Source organism: Ottowia sp. SB7-C50, from assembly GCF_033110285.1.
Lineage (GTDB): Bacteria > Pseudomonadota > Gammaproteobacteria > Burkholderiales > Burkholderiaceae_C > Ottowia.
This window is the reverse complement of sequence record NZ_CP136995.1, coordinates 159,868-176,223: the sequence shown is the minus strand read 5'-3', so window position 1 is coordinate 176,223 and position 16,356 is coordinate 159,868. Positions and strand designations below refer to the sequence as shown.

Annotated in this window: 8 protein-coding genes; 2 read left to right on the top strand and 6 right to left on the bottom strand. The window is 70.0% G+C overall.

From position 1 onward, the window contains the following. Positions 1-25: 25 nt before the first annotated feature. The 3 genes from R0D99_RS00825 to R0D99_RS00815 all read right to left on the bottom strand — a co-directional run bounded on the left by R0D99_RS00825 (position 26) and on the right by R0D99_RS00815 (position 7,086). Positions 26-2,047 carry a sensor histidine kinase gene (locus R0D99_RS00825; RefSeq protein ID WP_317749540.1) on the bottom strand — a complete coding sequence of 674 codons (2,022 nt, stop codon included), beginning with the start codon at positions 2,045-2,047 and terminating at the stop codon, positions 26-28. Between the two features lie 126 nt (positions 2,048-2,173). Beyond that, a complete protein-coding gene (locus R0D99_RS00820) occupies positions 2,174-2,998 on the bottom strand; it encodes a carbon-nitrogen hydrolase family protein (RefSeq protein WP_317749539.1) in 825 nt (274 codons plus the stop codon). Continuing rightward, the gene (locus R0D99_RS00815) at positions 2,995-7,086 is read right to left on the bottom strand and encodes a YhdP family protein (protein ID WP_317749538.1); all 4,092 of its coding nucleotides are present in this window, start codon (positions 7,084-7,086) and stop codon (positions 2,995-2,997) included. The genes R0D99_RS00820 and R0D99_RS00815 overlap by 4 nt, the downstream gene beginning before the upstream one ends. A gap of 133 nt (positions 7,087-7,219) precedes the next feature. Here R0D99_RS00815 and glnE point away from each other — a divergent pair, with 133 nt between their 5' ends. Both glnE and R0D99_RS00805 read left to right on the top strand, forming a co-directional pair. Continuing rightward, positions 7,220-10,024, top strand: a complete 2,805-nt coding sequence (glnE, locus tag R0D99_RS00810; RefSeq protein ID WP_317749537.1) for a bifunctional [glutamate--ammonia ligase]-adenylyl-L-tyrosine phosphorylase/[glutamate--ammonia-ligase] adenylyltransferase — start codon at positions 7,220-7,222, stop codon at positions 10,022-10,024. 60 nt (positions 10,025-10,084) lie between these two features. Continuing rightward, positions 10,085-10,765 (top strand): hypothetical protein, encoded by a 681-nt coding sequence (locus R0D99_RS00805; protein ID WP_317749536.1) that lies wholly within the window; start codon positions 10,085-10,087, stop codon positions 10,763-10,765. A gap of 116 nt (positions 10,766-10,881) precedes the next feature. Here the strand turns inward: R0D99_RS00805 and R0D99_RS00800 are convergent, their stop codons facing one another. The 3 genes from R0D99_RS00800 to R0D99_RS00790 all read right to left on the bottom strand — a co-directional run bounded on the left by R0D99_RS00800 (position 10,882) and on the right by R0D99_RS00790 (position 16,351). Beyond that, positions 10,882-14,244, bottom strand: coding sequence for a DUF11 domain-containing protein (locus R0D99_RS00800; RefSeq protein WP_317749535.1), 3,363 nt, complete (start codon positions 14,242-14,244; stop codon positions 10,882-10,884). 287 nt (positions 14,245-14,531) lie between these two features. Next, a complete protein-coding gene (locus tag R0D99_RS00795) occupies positions 14,532-15,491 on the bottom strand; it encodes an IS5 family transposase (protein ID WP_317749534.1) in 960 nt (319 codons plus the stop codon). A 278-nt stretch (positions 15,492-15,769) separates the two neighbouring features. Next, complete coding sequence (locus tag R0D99_RS00790; protein ID WP_317749533.1) at positions 15,770-16,351, bottom strand: MOSC domain-containing protein; 582 nt, start codon at positions 16,349-16,351, stop codon at positions 15,770-15,772. Positions 16,352-16,356: the final 5 nt, after the last annotated feature.

The following is a 16,356-nucleotide window of genomic DNA, read 5'->3' as shown; positions in this document are numbered from 1 at the left end:
GCCGTCGACCCGAGCCGAACGCCCTTCAGCGCGCCACCGGCAGCCAAAAGCTGAACACCGTCCCCCGCGGCGACTGCGGCGCGTGGCGCAGGGTGCCGCCGTGCTGCTCGACCACGGTGCGGCACAGCGACAGGCCCAGGCCCATGCCTTCGGGCTTGGTGGTGAAGAAGGGCGTGAACAGCTGCGAGGCGATGTCGTCCGGGATGCCGTCGCCGCTGTCGGCCACGCTGAATTCGACCGACGCGCGCCCGGGCACGCTGCGCGCACGCAGTTGCAGCACGCGCGTGCCGCGCAGGCCGTCCATGGCCTGCAGGCCGTTGCGCGCCAGGTTGATCAGCACCTGCTCGATCATGGTCGGTTCGCACCACACCGCCGGCAAGGTGGGTGGCACGTCGACCTGCAGCAGCGCGTCCAGCTTGCGGGCCTGCAGCTGCACCAGCGGCAGCACGGTGTCGACCAGTTCGCGCGGCGCCACGGCCTGCCGCGCGGTGCTGCGCTGGCGCACCAGGTCGCGCACGCTGTGGATGACCTTGCCGGCGCGCCCGGCCTGGTCGGCGATGCGGGTCAGCGCGGTGCGCACGTCGTGCAGCATGGCGGCGTCGGCGCCCGCCGCCGGGCCGCCCTGCAGCAGGTTGAGCGAGCCGGTGGCGTAGCTGGAGATCACCGCCAGCGGCTGGTTCAGCTCGTGGCTCATCAGCGACGCCATTTCGCCCACGGTGGCCAGGCGCGCGCTGGCCTGCAGGCGCTCCTGGCTGGAGCGCGACAGCTCTTCGGCGCGGCGCAGCGCGGTCATGTCCATCACGGCGCTCATCCAGCCAGTCTGCTTGCCCACGGCGGCGATCAGCGGCGCCTCGAAGATCAGCACCGGAAAGCGCGTGCCGTCCTTGCGCAGAAAGACCGATTCGAAGCCGTCGCGCCCCGGCGCCTGGCCGGCCAGGCGCTGTACCTGGCGTTCGCCGTATTCGTGCGCGTGCTCGGGCGGCCAGTAGGGCATGGGTGCGCCGCGGCCGATGAGTTCGTGCGGCTCGTAACCCACCATGGCGCAGAAGGCCGGGTTGACGTAGGTGATGCGGCCCTGCAGGTCGCGCGCGCGCAGACCGGTGACCAGTGAATCCTCCATCGCCTTGCGAAAGCTCAGCGCCTGCGCCAGTTCGGCCTCGGCGGCCTGGCGGCGGCGGAAGTCGCGCGCCAGCAGCACCAGCACCGTCACCAGCGCGATCGACAGGCCGGTGACCAGCGCCGTCAGCACGTTGGGGAACACGTCGGGCAGCTGGCGCGCGCCTTCCAGCCGCAGCACCATGGGCGCGCCGGGCAAGTCCAGCACCTGCTGCGCCACGAACACGCGCGTGCCGCGCCGGGGCGCGCCCTGCACCGCCAGGCGGGTGCCGTCCAGCTCGGTCAGGCTGACGCTCTGGCCGCGCGTCAGCTGCACGGGCAGCTGCGACAGCACGCCTTCCAGCGTGTGCGCGGCGATCAGGAAGCCCTGCAGCTGCGTGCCCTGCAGGATCGGCAGGCACAGCTCCATCACCTCGTCGCCCAGCCCTCCGGGGCGCGGCACAAAGCGGCTGGGCGCGTAGACGGGCCCCGCGGTCTTGGCCGCCTGCGCGCAGGCCTGGCCCAGGTCGACGTTGGGCAGCAGGTCCGTGTCGGGCGCCGGCAGCGGCGCGTAGTAGGGGCTGTCGACCGCCGCCAGCAGTTGCAGCTGGGGGTCGCGCCACTGCAGGCGCAGCCATTCGCGGTGCTCGCCCAGCATGGAGCCGGCGGCCGCGGTCCAGCCGACGGCCTCGGTCTGCGTGGCGGCCAGGCCGTGCAGGTCCTGCAGGTTGCGCGCCAGCCGCTGGCGCAGCGCCTGCGCGGCGTAGGTGTTGTCACGCTCCAGGTCGCGCTGGGTCTGCTCCATCTCGTAGCTGCGCGCCAGCCAGACCAGCGTGGCCAGCAGCCCGACCACCACCAGCACCAGCATGCCCCACAGCCCGCGGCGGCGCCAGGCATTCGCGGGCGCGCCATGCCCCGGCAGAGGGGTCGGCCACGAATGCATGTCGGTCATGGCGCAAGTGTAGAACGCGGCGGCGGCGCGGCGCCAGGGTTGCTACTATTTAGATAGCTGTCTGCGCAGTCCTGGAAAGCGCAGACGGCCGATCAGGGCCTGAACTGGCCGCGCGCCACGGCGCCATCAGCCCAATACCCGGTGCGCCAGCGCCGGCAGTTGTGCGCGGCGCGCGGCCAGCGCGGCGGCGTCCAGATCGGCCAGCACCACGCCCGGTCCTTCGGCGTGCTGCGCCAGCACCTGGCCCCAGGCGTCGACCACCATGCTGTGGCCCCAGGTGCGGCGGCCGTTGTCGTGCACGCCGCCCTGCGCGGCGGCGATCACGCCGCTGAGGTTTTCGATGGCGCGGGCGCGCAGCAGCACTTCCCAGTGCGCCTGCCCGGTGACGTAGGTGAAGGCGCTGGGCACCAGCAGCAGGTCGGCGCCCTGCGCGGCGTAGGCGCGGTACAGCTCGGCAAAGCGCAGGTCGTAGCACACGCTCATGCCGATGCGCCAGCGGTGGCCGTCGCGCGAAGGCAGGTCGAACAGCGTGGGCTGGCTGCCGCGCGCCAGCACCGCCGCCTCGTCATAGGTGCGCGTGCCGTCGTCGAACTTGAACAGGTGGATCTTGTCGTAGCAGGCCACGCGCTCGCCCTGCGGGCTGAAGGCCAGGCTGGCGTTGCGCACGCGCTGTTCGTCGCGCGGCTCACACGACAGCGGCAGCGTGCCGCCGACGATCCACAGCCCCAGCGCGCGCGCGGTGGCGGCCAGCCAGTCCTGAATGGGGCCGCCGCCCAGCGGCTCTTGCAGCGCCAGCTTGTCGGCGTCGCGGTGGCCCATGACGCAGAAGTATTCGGGCAGCACGGCCAGCTCGGCCCCGGCGCGGGCGGCTTCGGCCAGCAGCGCGCGGGCGTCGCGCAGGTTGTCGGCCACGTGCGGGCCGGAGACCATCTGGATGGCGGCGACTTTCATGGCTTGTCCTCTGGCAAAGGCGCGTCGACGGGCGCGGTGGCGGCCGCAGGCGCGGGCGCGGAGCCGGCTTCGGCGCGCGGCGTGGGGCCGGGGCGCGCGCGCACGGCGGTGACCTGCGGGTCGTCCCAGCGGCCGCCGACGTGGAATTCGCGCGTGGCGGCCTGCACCAGCGGGCGCTTGAGCACCAGCTGCGCCACGAAGGCGCCAATGCCGATGGCCGGGTTGATCGCCGTCGCCACCAGCGCCGCGGTGCCGGCGTCGAGTTCGGGCACCACCAGCACGCGCAGGTTCTGCGTTTCCTTGTCGATGTCGGCGCTGCCGTCCATCAGCACGGCGGCGCTGGTGCCCTTCATCTGCAGGTTGTTGGTGGTGGCGATGCCGCGCGCGACCTCGACGTCGCCGCGGATGAAGTCGAACGCGAAGCCGGTGCTGAACACGTCGCGGAAGTCGAGCGTGAGCCGGCGCGGCAGCGCCTGCAGGCTCAGCACGCCCAGCAGCTTGGCCACGCCGGGGTCGGCCTTGAGGAACTGCCCGGCGCCGATGTCCAGGTGCAGCTTGCCAGACATGCTGGGGTAATGCGGCGACAGTGGCGCGCCGCGCCAGTCCAGCGTGCCTTCCATGCTGCCCTTGCCGCGCGCCAGCACGCCGGGCATGTCGAAGCGCGCCAGCAGCCCGCCGGCGTCGCGCACGTCCAGCTTGAAGTCGAGCGCGGTGCGGCGCGGGTCGCCGCGTTCGCGCGGCGCGCGCGGGTCAAGCGGCGGCGGCGCGCCGCGCACCAGCGCCGCCCATTGGCCGCTGGCGGTAAAAGTGGCTTCTGGCGCACGAATGGCAAGCTTCTTCAGCTCCCATTCTTGTAGCGCACTGGTCTGCCGCGCGGCCGCCACGTCGTGGTTGACAGCCTCGATCTCCAGCCGGCCGAGCTTCTTGCCGCGCAGCTCGAACTGCTCCACCACCACGTCCAGCGCCGGCAGGTTGGCGGGCGGGCGGGCCAGCATGCTTTCGTCCTCGCCCACGCTGCTGGCGGGAATGCTCAGGCGCGACAGGCGCGCCAGCACCTTGCCCGGCCGGTCGCCCACGCCGCCGCTGTATTCGACGCGGCCGGCCAGTTCGCGCGCCTGCACATCGGCGCGCCAGGTGTTGCCTTCGCGCGTGCCGGTGGCGGCCACGTCGTTCAGGGTGCGCTCGTCCACCTGCAGCTCGCCCACGCGCAGCGACCACGCGGTGGGCACGAAGCCGCCGTCGGCCAGCGCCGACGCGGCGTCGCTGCCGCCGCCGCCGAACACCTTGCCCAAGGCGGCCCCCCAGGCATCGGTCTGCAGGCGCGGCAGGTGCACGCGCGCCAGCACGCCGCTGGCCGGCAGCGCCAGTTGCGGCTGCGCCTGCGGGCCGACGCCGATGACGCCGCGCTGCACGCGCCCGCTGGCGCCGTCGCGCTCAAACTCCACCGTCAGCTGATCGGCCACCGCCACGCGATAGCGCTGGCGGCCCGGCGCGCCATTGACGCTACCGCTTTCATAGCGCAAAGGCCAGGCGGCGTCAGCGGGTTTGGCCAGCGGCGCGGGCAAATCAAACGCCATGCCGCGCAGGTCGCTGGTGACCAGCACGTCCGGCTCGCCGGCGCGAAAGCCGATCTGCGCCTCGTACGCCGCGCTGCCGCTGGCCTGGCGCGCCACGCCGGGCAGCGGGGCCCAGTCGGCCATCTCGCGCAGCGCTTCGGCGCTGGCGGTGCCGGCGGCGCGCAGCACCACCGTCGGGCCGCCGGGCGCGCTGGAGGTGCCGCCGGACAGGCGCGCCTCGCCGCCCAGCAGGCGCGCGCGGGCGTCCTGCAGCGCGAAGCCGGTGTCGCTGAAGGTGACCGCGCCCTGCGCCTGCGCCAGCGCCGGCGAATCGGGCGTGATGCGCACGTCGTTGCCGTGCAGCGTGGCACGGCCTTCGACCTTGGCTTCGCGGATGCGGTCGATCGGCAGGTCGAGCTTGAGGCGCAGGCCGGCGTCGCCGCTGGCGCTGGCGCGGTCCAGCGCGTGTTCGATGAAGCCCGCCACCGGCGAGGCGTTGACGATGCCCAGCGCCGACGTGAGGGTGCCGCGCCCTTCGGCGTCGACCCGCACGCGGGTGTGCATCAGGTCGGCGATGTCGGCCTGCACGCGGTGGAACTGCCAGCCCGGGTGGCCCTGCACGCGCGCACTGGCGTTCCTGACCTGCATGCTGTTGTGGTCGAAGACCAGCTCGCCCGCCAGGTCTTCCAGCGCCGGCCAGGGCGGCTGGCCGGCCGGCTGCAGCGCGCGCGGCACGTAGGCCAGCGTGACGCCCTGCACCTGACCGGCAAAGCGGAATTCGCTGCCCGGCGCGGGCTGGCTGTCGCCGACGTGGTTGAGGTCGCCCTTCACGCGCACGGCAAAGTCGCGCGCCTCACCGCGCGCGACGGCGCTGCGCACGTAGTCGCGTGCCTCAGCCGGAATGCCCAGCGGCAGGTAGCGGTGCACGCGCGCGCCGTTGGCACGGGTGAAGCTGCCGGTCAGGTCCAGCACGCCCGGAAAGCGCTTCGCCCCCTGCTGCCCGGCCAGCGTCTGCCAGCGCCCCTTGAAGCTGCCGGTGGCGTCGGCGTTGTGCAGCTTGAGCTGGTCTACGTCGACCTCGATCTGCTCGCCCTGCACACGCCAGCGCGATTGCAGCGCCAGATCGGCCAGCGGAATGCGCGGCTCGGCAAACACGCCCGGAAATGTAAGCGCACCGTCGCGCACCGTCAGGCTGGCCTGCCCGCCGGTGGGCTGCGCGTCCAGGTCGAGCACGGCGCGTTCGATGCCCGGAATGCCTTCGACCGCCACGCCATCGGCGCGCGCGGGGGCCGGCAGCGGCGCCACGCTCAGCCCGCTGACGCGCGTGGTCACACGCCAGTGGGCGGGCGCGTCCAGCGCGCCGTCCCAGCGCGCGTGGATGCGCTCGACCAGCCCCTGCACCGGGTGGTCGGCCAGGCGCTGGTGCACCGCGGGCGGCAGCGGCAGGCGGCGCGCGATCTTGGCCAGCGCGGCGAGGTCAAGCTTGTCGCCCGTCAGCTCGCCCCCGGCGGCCTGGCCGTCGCCGCTGCGGTAGCTCAACTGCACGTTGCCGCCGGGCCATGCCAGGCCGTCGGCGTCGACGAAGTGCAGGTTGCGCGTGCTGACTTCGGCACCGCCGCCCGGATCGCGCCAGCCGAGCCGGCCGGTCAGCGAGGCAAAGGCGAGCGGCTCCAGCTGCGGGCCAAAGCGCGCGGCCACCGCGCCCAGCGCCACGTCGGCGGTGGCGGCCGTGAGGGCGCCCTGGCGGGTATCGACCCACAGGCGCACCGCGCCATGGCCGTTCTGCAGGTCGACGCCCCAGTCGGCCTGCTGGTCGACGTAGGCGCGCAGGCGCGAGACGTCGATGCGCTTGAAATCGGCGTAGCCCTGGCCGTCCCATTCGCGCCAGAAGCCGGGGTGACGCGAGAACACGCGCTGGCGAAACTGCCCGATCAGCGTGAAGCGCTCGCCCCAGTCGGGGGCCGGCGTGGCATCCAGCCGCAACTGATGGCGGCCGTAGCCGTTGCGCACCACCAGTTGCACGTCGGTCAGCTGCACCGGCGGGGCGTCGCGCCGCTCGTCGACCCAGCGCACGCGGCCGCCGCGCACCAGAAATTCAGGCTGCGAAAAGAACCAGTCCGCCGCGTCGGCATTGCCTTCGGCGTCGCCCGACAGGTCGATGCCGCCCACCAGCAGCCGGCCGTCGGCGGTGCGGCGCAGCTCCAGCTCGGGCTCGTCGATGACCAACTGCTCCAGCCGGCCCTGGCCCAGCGACAGCACCGAAAACGCCACCAGCACGCGCGGCACGTGCAGGCCGGCGCGCCCGGCCGGGTCGTGCACGCGCACGTTGCGCAGCGACACCGACGGCACCAGGCCGTTGGATTCGGCCTCGATGGCCTCGATGGTGACGGGCGCGGCGATGGCGCGCGAGGCCAGTTGTTCCAGCCGGGGGCGGAACTCGTCGATTCGCGGCACAATGCCCCAATGGAGGACGGCCGTGGCGAGCGCCAGTCCCACGAGCAGCACGGCCAGGCCGCGCAGCACCCATCGCATGACGATGGCAGCAAGCTTGAGGGACGACTGAATCAACGGCTTACAGGCAAGTGCGAGGTGTTGACCCCGGGTGACGAACGCCCTCGATGGGAGCCTCGGCCGCGCACCTGGCCTCGAAGGAGCGATACAAATTATGACCCGCGCCGAACTACAAGGTTCGAACCCCGACGGTGACGCTTTGTTAACCCGCCCGGAGCCCGTGGCCAAGGGCACGTCCGGCCAGGCCGCCCATTCCCGCCTGGTGCAGCGGCTGCGCCGGCGCTACGAGGTCGAGCTGCCGCTGCTGGCGCCCGGCGCGCCGACCCGCGACACCATGGCCGAGTGCCTGGCGCGCCTCACCGCCGAAGGGCACGACACGGGCGCCGCGCTGCGCATCCTGCGGCAATTGGTGATGGAGCGGCTGGTGGTGCTGGACTGCGAACAGGCCGCGCCGCTGGAGCAGGTGACGCGCGCCGTGACCGAGCTGGCCGAACTGGCGCTAGACACCGCCTGCCAGGCCGCCTTCGCGCAGCTGGACGAGCGCCACGGCGCGCCCATGACGGAGCGCGGCGAACGCGCCCAGCTGTGGGTGATCGGCATGGGCAAGCTGGGCGCGCGCGAACTCAACGTGTCGAGCGACATCGACCTGATCTACATCTACGACGAGGACGGCGAGACCACCGGCCGCGACGACGGCCGCGGCCAGATTTCGGTGCAGGAATACTTCACCCGCGCCGTCAAGCTGATCTACGGCCTGATCGGCGACACCACCGAGCACGGCTTCGTGTTCCGCGTCGACCTGGCGCTGCGGCCCAACGGCAATTCGGGGCCCACGGTGTGTTCGCTGGACGCGCTGGAAGAGTACATGCTGGTGCAAGGCCGCGAATGGGAGCGCTTTGCCTGGATGAAAAGCCGCGCCATCGCCCCGCGCGCGGCCATCGCGGGCGGCTCGGCGCAGGCGCTGCGCGGCGTGGTGCTGCCCTTCGTGTTCCGCAAGTACCTCGACTACAACGTGTTCGAGTCGCTGCGCACGCTGCACGACCAGATCCGCAGCCACGCCAGCAAGCGCAGCGCGGGCCGGCCCGAGCGCGCCAACGACGTCAAGCTGTCGCGCGGCGGCATCCGCGAAATCGAATTCACCGTGCAGCTGCTGCAGGTGGTGCGCGGCGGGCAGTTTCCCGAACTGCGCACGCGCCCGACGCTGCAGGCGCTGGAACGCGTGGCCCGCGCCGGCCTGATGCCGCCCGAAACCGCTGACGCGCTGGCGCGCGCCTACGTGTTCCTGCGCCGGGTCGAGCACCGCATCCAGTACCTGGACGACCAGCAGACCCACGTGCTGCCGACGCAGGACGCCGACCTGGAATGGATCGCGCGCACGCTGGGCTTTGACAGCGCCTGCCCTTTCCTGCACGAGCTGGACGCGCACCGCGAATTCGTGGCGCAGGAATTCGACCGCCTGCTGGGCGGCGACGCGCCCTGCAAGAGCTGCCAGAAAAACGCCAACGGCGAGGCGCGCGTGGCCTCGTCCGACATCGGCGCCGCGCTGGCCGCCTTCCCCGAGCGCGTGCGCGAACGCATGGCCGACTGGCCCCAGCACCCGCGCGTGCTGGCGCTGCGCGACGAAGCGCGCGCCCGCCTGACGCGGCTGCTGCAGCGCACCGCGCAGTGGCTGGAAGACGGCAGCATCAACGAAGACGGCGTGCTGCGCCTGGCCGACTGGGTCGAGCCGCTGCTGCGCCGCGAAAGCTACATCGCGCTGCTGCTGGAGCGCCCCGCGGTGCACGAGCGCCTGCTGCGCGTGCTGGGCGCGGCGCGCTGGCCGGCGCGCTACGTCATGCAGCACCCCGGCGTCATCGACGAGCTGGCCAGCCCCAGCCTGCTGGCCGACCGCTTTGACGCCGCCGCCTTCGAGCGCGAGCTGGAAAGCCGCCGCGAGGCGCTGGCGCGCACCGGCGAGGACGACGAGGAAAACCTGCTCAACCTGCTGCGCCGCGCGCACCATGCCGAGGTGTTTCGCACCTTGGTGCGCGACGTCGAGGGGCGCATCAGCGTCGAGCAGGTGGCCGACGACCTGTCGGCGCTGGCCGACGCCATCCTGCGCCTGACCAGCCGCTGGTGCTGGCCGCGCCTGCGCCAGCGCCACCGCGACACGCCGGCCTTCGGCATCATTGCCTACGGCAAGCTGGGCGGCAAGGAACTGGGCTACGGCAGCGACCTGGACATCGTGTTCGTGTTCGACGACGAGCACGAGAACGCGCAGGAAATCTACGCCGCCTTCGTGCGCAAGCTGATCACCTGGCTCACCGTCAAGACCGGCGAGGGCGACCTGTTCGAGATCGACACCGCGCTGCGCCCCAATGGCAGCAGCGGCCTGCTGGTCACCAGCTTCGAGGCATTTGCCGACTACCAGGAAAACCGCGGCAGCAACACCGCCTGGACCTGGGAACACCAGGCCATGACGCGGGCCCGGATGGTGCCGCCGGCCGCGCCCGGCACAGACATTGCCCAAGACGCCGCCGCGCTGCAGGCCCGATTCGACGCCGTGCGCCACGCCGTCATCAGCGCCCCGCGCGACCGCGCCGCGCTGCGCGCCGAAATCTTCGGCATGCGCGAGAAGATGCGCTCGGCACACCCGATCAAGGCCGGGCTGTTCGACGTCAAGCACAGCCCTGGCGGCATGGTCGACGCCGAATTCGTCACGCAATACCTGGTGCTGGCGCACAGCGGCGAGCACCCGGCGCTGGAGCCCAACCTGGGCAACATCGCGCTGCTGCAGCGCGCCGAAGCGGCCGGCCTGCTGCCCGCCGGCGTGGGGCAGAACGCCGCCGACGCCTACCGCGCGCTGCGCCGCGTGCAGCACCAGGCGCGGCTGAACGAGCAGCCGACCCAGGTCGAGCCGCCGCAACTGGCGCGCGAGTGCCAGGCCATCCAGCAGCTGTGGCACGCCGTGTTTGAATGAAAACCCGCGCTTGCGCAGGCCAAATCAGCGCGAATAGCTATTATTTTTGAAGCAAACTGAATGATGGGCCAAGCGCCGGTTCGACTGTCGCAGCAGGCTCATCGCCTGGCCAACGCGCGGCGCGCGTTCTCACGCGCCTGGCCTGCCCTGTGTCTGCTGCTGATCGCCGGGGCCGCGCTGGCCTGGGTGGCGTGCGCGCAGGGATGGGTGACGGCCGACGCACTGATGTGGCGCCGCGGCCCGCCCGGGTCGCCGCCCTGGACGTGGTGGACCGCCCCGCTGCTGCACCCCGTCGCCGCCCATTGGGTGGGCAATGCGCTCGCGCTGGCCGCGCTGGCCGTGCTGGGCGTGGCGCTGCACGCCACGCGCGCCGACGCGCTGGCACTGGCGCTGGCCTGGCCGCTGGGCACCCTGGCCCTGCTGGCGTGGCCCGCCATCGGCGGCTATTACGGCCTGTCGGGGACTGTGCACGCGGCGGCGGCGATTCTGGCGCTGCGTGCGTGGCGCACACCCGCCACGCGCCCCCTGGGGCTGCTGCTGGCGTGCGGCCTGCTGATCAAGCTGGCGCTGGAACGCGGCTGGGCCATGCCAGTCGGCTTCGACCACGGCTGGGGCTTCAACGTGGTGTATGCGGCGCACTTCAGCGGCGCGGCGGTGGGGGCGGCGGTGGCGATAAGCGCGGCGTGGCTGCGTCATTTGTCTTGGCAGTGCCAGATAAATAGGAACAGTGTGTCGAATTAGGGTCACCGGCTGCAGCGGTCGCAGCGCTGCACGGGTCAACCCCACAGTTCTGCGTCACCACCCACCCGACGCTGCGCGCGCAGCGCGGACCGCTCGGGCATGTCGATCGTGCTGGTTCATCCAGGCCGGCGCAGGCGAATCTGATGCATGCCCGTGCCCGCTGCCAGCAGCCCCAGAAGGCACAGCGCCCATTCCGCCAACGTCGGCACCGGGACGTTGGCAGCCTTGGCGAACGGTGTCGACACACTGGCGTTGTTGTTGTTGGAGACTTGGTCATTGGGCGCGCTGACCACCGCCGACGCCACGGCCGGACCATCTGTGTAGGTCGCCGGCACGTCCAGCTTCAGGGTGAACAGCAGGCTCGCGCCGGGCGCCAAGTTGGTGACGGCGCATGTCAGCTGATCGCCCGCCAGCGTGCAGTTCGCCGGCACGGCGGAGGCGGGCAAGCTCAGGCCGGCTGGCACGGTGAACACCACTTGGCCCGTCATGGCGTTGAGGCCCTCATTCTTCACCGTCATGTTGTAGGTGATCGGCGTGCCGGGCACGACCTGCGTCTTGTCCGCAACAAGCGACACGGACAGGTCGTTCAACACTGGATCGCGCCGCGTGGTGGTGTTTTCCACCGCGGTGTTGTTCTTGGGCTCCGGGTCGGTTTCCTGTGTCTTGACCGTCACGCTGTTGAAGTGGACGGCCGAATAGGCCGCCGCATCGGCGATGGCCGATGCCTGCATGCGATAGCGGATGGTGATCTTCTCGTTGATGTCGATGGAGGGGAAGTTGCAGGTCAACGAGCCGGTGGTGGCGCCCACGGCCGGCTCGTTGCAGCTGCCGCCCGCAGGCGCCAGGACCAGACCACCGCGATAGGCAAAGGTGGCGCCCGACGTGCCGCCGCTGGGGAAGGTGTCGGTCACCACCACGTTGTTGGCGTACGACGGACCGAGGTTGGTGACAGTGATCACGTATTCGGTGTCGGTACCCAGCGGAATTGGGTCGAGCGTGTCGACCTTGGTGACGGTGACATCTGCGAGCGACGCGGTGACAGCGGTAGTGGCCGAAGCGGTGTTGTTGGTCTTGACCGGCTCGTCGGTGGTCGTGGTGATGTCGACACTGTTGACGATAGTCTTGCCCTCTGCTGAAGGCAAAGGCCGCAGCGTCACCGTCACCTGGTACTGCGTGTTGGGTGCGATTTCTGCCCACTGGCATTTCAGCGTCGCGCCCGTCGAGCCGACAGTTGGCACAGTGTTGCAGGCGCCACCGCCGGTGGGGGTGCCAATGGCCAGGAACGAGGCCATGGACGGTAGGACGTCGATGATCTCGACGTTGGCGGCCGACGAGGGGCCATCGTTTCGGGCGTTCAGCGTGTAGATCAAGGGTTCGCCGACATGGATCTTGTCGGGCGCGGATTTGGCCGTGGTCACATCCACACGCGGGCGCACGACGCTGTTGGCCGTGGCGGCGTTGTTGGCCTGGTTCGGGTCGCCGATGTCAGGCGAACGCACGGTGGCGGTATTGGCGCGATCGAGGTCGGTGGAGGTGATATTGGCCGGCCGGACCACCAGCGTGACGGTGGCGCTGCCGTCCTTGTTCAGCGTGCCCAGGTTGCAACTGACGTCGACCGTGCTGGCGTCCACGGGATAGGCCGTGGGGGTACAACTGCCTTGCGAGGCCGTCACGCTCTGCACGCTGCCGGTGGCCAGCAGATTGGTGAGCATGTCCGACACCGTGACGTTGGTGGACGGGTCAGGCCCAGCGTTGGTGACCTTGATGGTGTAGGTCAGGTTTTCGCCGACATACACAGGACCCGACGCCACTTTGCTGATGCTCAGGTCGGCCCGGGTGGTGGAGGTGATGGTGCCGACGCTGGTGCAATCGTTGTGCGAAATGCCGTCCGTGGGGCCGGTGCCGCTCAGGGCGACGCAGGCACTGTTGGCCGGCGTCGCTGCGGTCGAGTTGACGACCGGCAGGTACAGGTCGAAGCTGCCACCGACCCCGAGCGGGCCGCTGTGCGTGCACGTCAGTGTGAAGGCCCCTGCCCGGGGAAAGCTACTGCCCGCATCGCACGTCCACCCGTTACCGGAAGGGTCGGCGGCCAGGGACATGCCGGCAGGCAGGCTTTCGGTCACGGTGATGGTCTGCCCCGCGGCCACCGGCAGCGGCCCGTTGTTGGACGCGCGCACGGTGTAGGTGTAGCCCTGTCCGACGCTCACCGGATTGAGCGACGGCCACTTGCTGATCGTCAGATCCGCCTTGTTGCTGACGTCGACCGCGACGGTGGAAGTGTCGTTGGTCGTGTTGGTGTCGTTCGGCGCCGTCACCGTGGCGGTATTGGCAACGGCGTTGGCTTCCACTGTCGGCGTGGCGGTCACGGTGATTGGCGGAAGATTCGTGAAGTTGCCGCCTGCGTAAGGTCCGGGGTAGGTGCAGGTCACGGTGAGCCCTGACACGGCGCATTGCCATGGCGTTGACGCGCTGACGCTGATGCTGGCCATCGACGACGGCAGCGTGTCGGTCACCTTGATGACTTCACCGGTGCCGCTGGCGGGTGCCGAACCGCCTTCGAAACGCGGGGTGATGGTGTAGGTCAGCGGCTGGTTGATGGGCACCGTGCCGCTCGGGCTCACGGTCTTGGTGACGCTCATGTCGGTGCCGGGCAGCGTGTTGATGGTCACGATACCGTTGTTGTTGGTGGTGATGGCATCCGGGAAGGCCGATGCCACCTTGAACGTGGCCGTCACCGTACCAGAAACGTTGGCGACCGCCGGTACCGTGACGTCGGGGAAGGACGCGCCGGAGGCCAAGCCGTCCGAACGCGTGCAACTGACGGTGCCGCTGGTCAGCGGGTAGCCGCTGGCGGGCGTGCAGGTCCAACCCGAGCCGCCGGGGAGCGCCGTGATGGCCGCACCCACGGGCACGTCGAACGACACGGTCGCGGCCTCGCCCGGGGGCAAGGCGCTAGGGCCAGCGTTGTTGATCGTCAGCGTGTAGGTGTAGGGGGCGCCCGCCGCGACGCCGGCCGCAGGCACGGACGTGGCGGCATTCATCACCAAATCGGCAGCCGCTATGGCCGTCGCGCTGCGTGTGTTGGTGTTGTTGTCGGTCAGCGGATCGGTGGTACTGCTGCTCACGTTCACGGCGTTTTCGTAGACGCCGGCCGCCGGCAGGCGCACCGTCAGCGCCACGACGGCAGATGCATTGAAGGCGAGGTCGCCGAGCGAACAACTGAACGTCGTTGTCGGGGACGCTGGCGAACAACTGCCGCCGGCCGGCGGCGCCACCGACACGAACACCGCCCCAGCAGGCAAGGTATCGCTCAGCGAGACGCCCACAGCAGTGTTAGGACCGTTGTTGGTAACGGTAATGTTGAAGACCACCGTGCCGCCAGCAGGAACGGACGCCGGCTGCGGCACCTGGTTCACCAGCAGATCGGCCGATTGCGCCAACACCTGCCCACTGGCCCCCAGCACGGCCAGGCACAGCACCCCGCGCCACCACTGTCGCCGGGAAGCCGACAAGGCACGCGCCGCGCCCCGAATTGCCCCGAAACATGCTTTGCTTGCCGAAGCAGCCGTTGCCATTGATGCGCTTGCCATCGCCAGACCCCAGACCTTTAGATTGGAGCTTCAAGTCTAGGGAAGCTCTGCGCAATGCACATTGAGATGTGCTGATGGCGTCCAATCGATCTGAGATGCTGCTTCGAGCCGCTGCGCAGTGACATCGTTGCCTTCGCGGGCCGGTTTTGAGGCCTTTCGGCCACCTGCAGGCGGACTCATGCCTGCAGGCCCATCAAGGCTTTGCGCGCCATCCACAGATTGGACAGCGCAAACAGCGTGTGCAGTTGCGCCGTGTTCTTGGCCAGGCCCCGATAGCGCACCTTCACATAGCCGAACTGGCGTTTGATCACCCGAAACGGGTGTTCGACCTTGGCCCGGATGCTGGCCTTGATGCGTTCGAGTTGCTCGGTCAACTCGTCTTTCAGGCGGCCGTGATCCAGCAATTTGCGCTTGCCCGGGCGCATGGCGATGTTCCAGCGCACGCCGGCCTTGGCATCGGGCCGCTTGTCGGCGCCCAGGTAGCCGGTATCACCCCAGGCTTGGACTTCCTCGCCGTGCAGCAAGGTATTGGCCTCAACCACATCATTGACGCTGCCCGCCGTGCCGCGCACGGTGTGCACAAGGCCTGAGTCGGCGTCCACACCGATGTGGGCCTTCATGCCGAAATACCACTGGTTGCCCTTCTTGCTTTGCTTCATCTGCGGGTCGCGCTGGCCCGAGGCGTTCTTGGTCGAACTCGGGGCGGCGATCAGCGTGGCGTCCACCACGGTGCCGGCGCGCAGCAGCAGGCCCTTGGCGCCCAGCAGTTCATTGACCAGCGCCAGGATCTGGGCGCTGAGCTTGTGGTCTTCGAGCAGGCGGCGGAATCGAAGGATCGTGGTTTCGTCGGGTACGGCCGTATCCCAGTTCAGGCCCGCGAACTCGCGAAACAGCGGCACGTCGTGCAGCGCTTCTTCCATGGCTGGATCACTCAAGCCGAACCATTGCTGCATGAAGTGAATGCGCAGCATCGTCTGCACGGCAAAGGGCGGGCGACCCCGTCTGCCTTCAGGTGCGTAGGGCGCGATCAGTTCCACCAACGCCGCCCACGGCACCACGCGTTCCATCTGCGCCAGGAACTCGCGCTTGCGCGTGCGCTTGGTGGTCAGGTTCAGACCCAGCTCGGCTTGCTTCATGGCGGCGATTGTGGCTCGAAATCGCAACGCTCAGCACATCGCAGGACGAATTACGCAGACCTTCCCTAGCTCAAAAGTGCTTAATTGTATCTAAACGTTTCGTATGCATTTTCTTGAAAACGCTATCGCTGAAGTCACCGCGACACCAACATTCAAAAAAGCACACGGCACCGTTGGCAGCAATGGCTAGGACGAATAAGGTTACTGAGGCCGCCGCGTTTGGCACAGGCCTGCGCTTCCGACGCGGGCGGGGCGCCCGATTCGCCGGATGCGGTCGCTCAGCGGTGCTTAAGCCACCGCGCGCGAATCGTGTCGTCGATGCGCATTTCGCGCCGGCCCGGCACCACCGTGAACGGCTGCCCGGCCTGGATCGACCCTGGCTGGTCGACCGCCAGATAAAAGCCGCAGCGCGCGCTTTGCACCATGAGCCGCCCGGCGCTGGCAAACCCCATGACGGCGGTGAACTTGCCGCAGGGCTCGCGCGGGGCCGTCACGCGCAGCGCGCAGTCGTCAAACCGCAGCGTGTCACCGACCCACACCTCGTGCTCCAGCAACCCCTCGATCAGCAGGTTCTCGCCCATGAAACCGGGCGGCAGCGCCTCGTCGAACAGGCTCACGCCGTGCGTGCGGCGCGCGGCCTCCCAAAACGGCAAGTGTTCGGCCGGGTAGGCATACACCGCCTTCTGCATGCCGCCATGCACGTTCAGGTCGACCTGTTCGTCGCCGGCCAGACCCAGTGCGCCGACCGGGACGGCGCCGTCGACCGGCGTCTTGCGGATGCCGCTCCACACCGTACGGCCTCCGCCTACGCGTAGGCGTTCGGCGCGGCCGGTGTTGACCGAGCGCACGCGGCCATTCATGGCAT

What these genes read in the sequence shown, in the direction of transcription:
- R0D99_RS00820 (WP_317749539.1), bottom strand. Translation starts at nt 2,998, where the DNA reads ATGAAAGTCGCCGCCATCCAGATGGTCTCCGGCCCGCACGTGGCCGAC.
- R0D99_RS00815 (WP_317749538.1), bottom strand. Translation starts at nt 7,086, where the DNA reads ATGCGATGGGTGCTGCGCGGCCTGGCCGTGCTGCTCGTGGGACTGGCG.
- glnE (WP_317749537.1), top strand. Translation starts at nt 7,220, where the DNA reads ATGACCCGCGCCGAACTACAAGGTTCGAACCCCGACGGTGACGCTTTG.
- R0D99_RS00790 (WP_317749533.1), bottom strand. Translation starts at nt 16,351, where the DNA reads ATGAATGGCCGCGTGCGCTCGGTCAACACCGGCCGCGCCGAACGCCTA.
- R0D99_RS00805 (WP_317749536.1), top strand. Translation starts at nt 10,085, where the DNA reads ATGATGGGCCAAGCGCCGGTTCGACTGTCGCAGCAGGCTCATCGCCTG.
- R0D99_RS00825 (WP_317749540.1), bottom strand. Translation starts at nt 2,047, where the DNA reads ATGACCGACATGCATTCGTGGCCGACCCCTCTGCCGGGGCATGGCGCG.
- R0D99_RS00795 (WP_317749534.1), bottom strand. Translation starts at nt 15,491, where the DNA reads ATGAAGCAAGCCGAGCTGGGTCTGAACCTGACCACCAAGCGCACGCGC.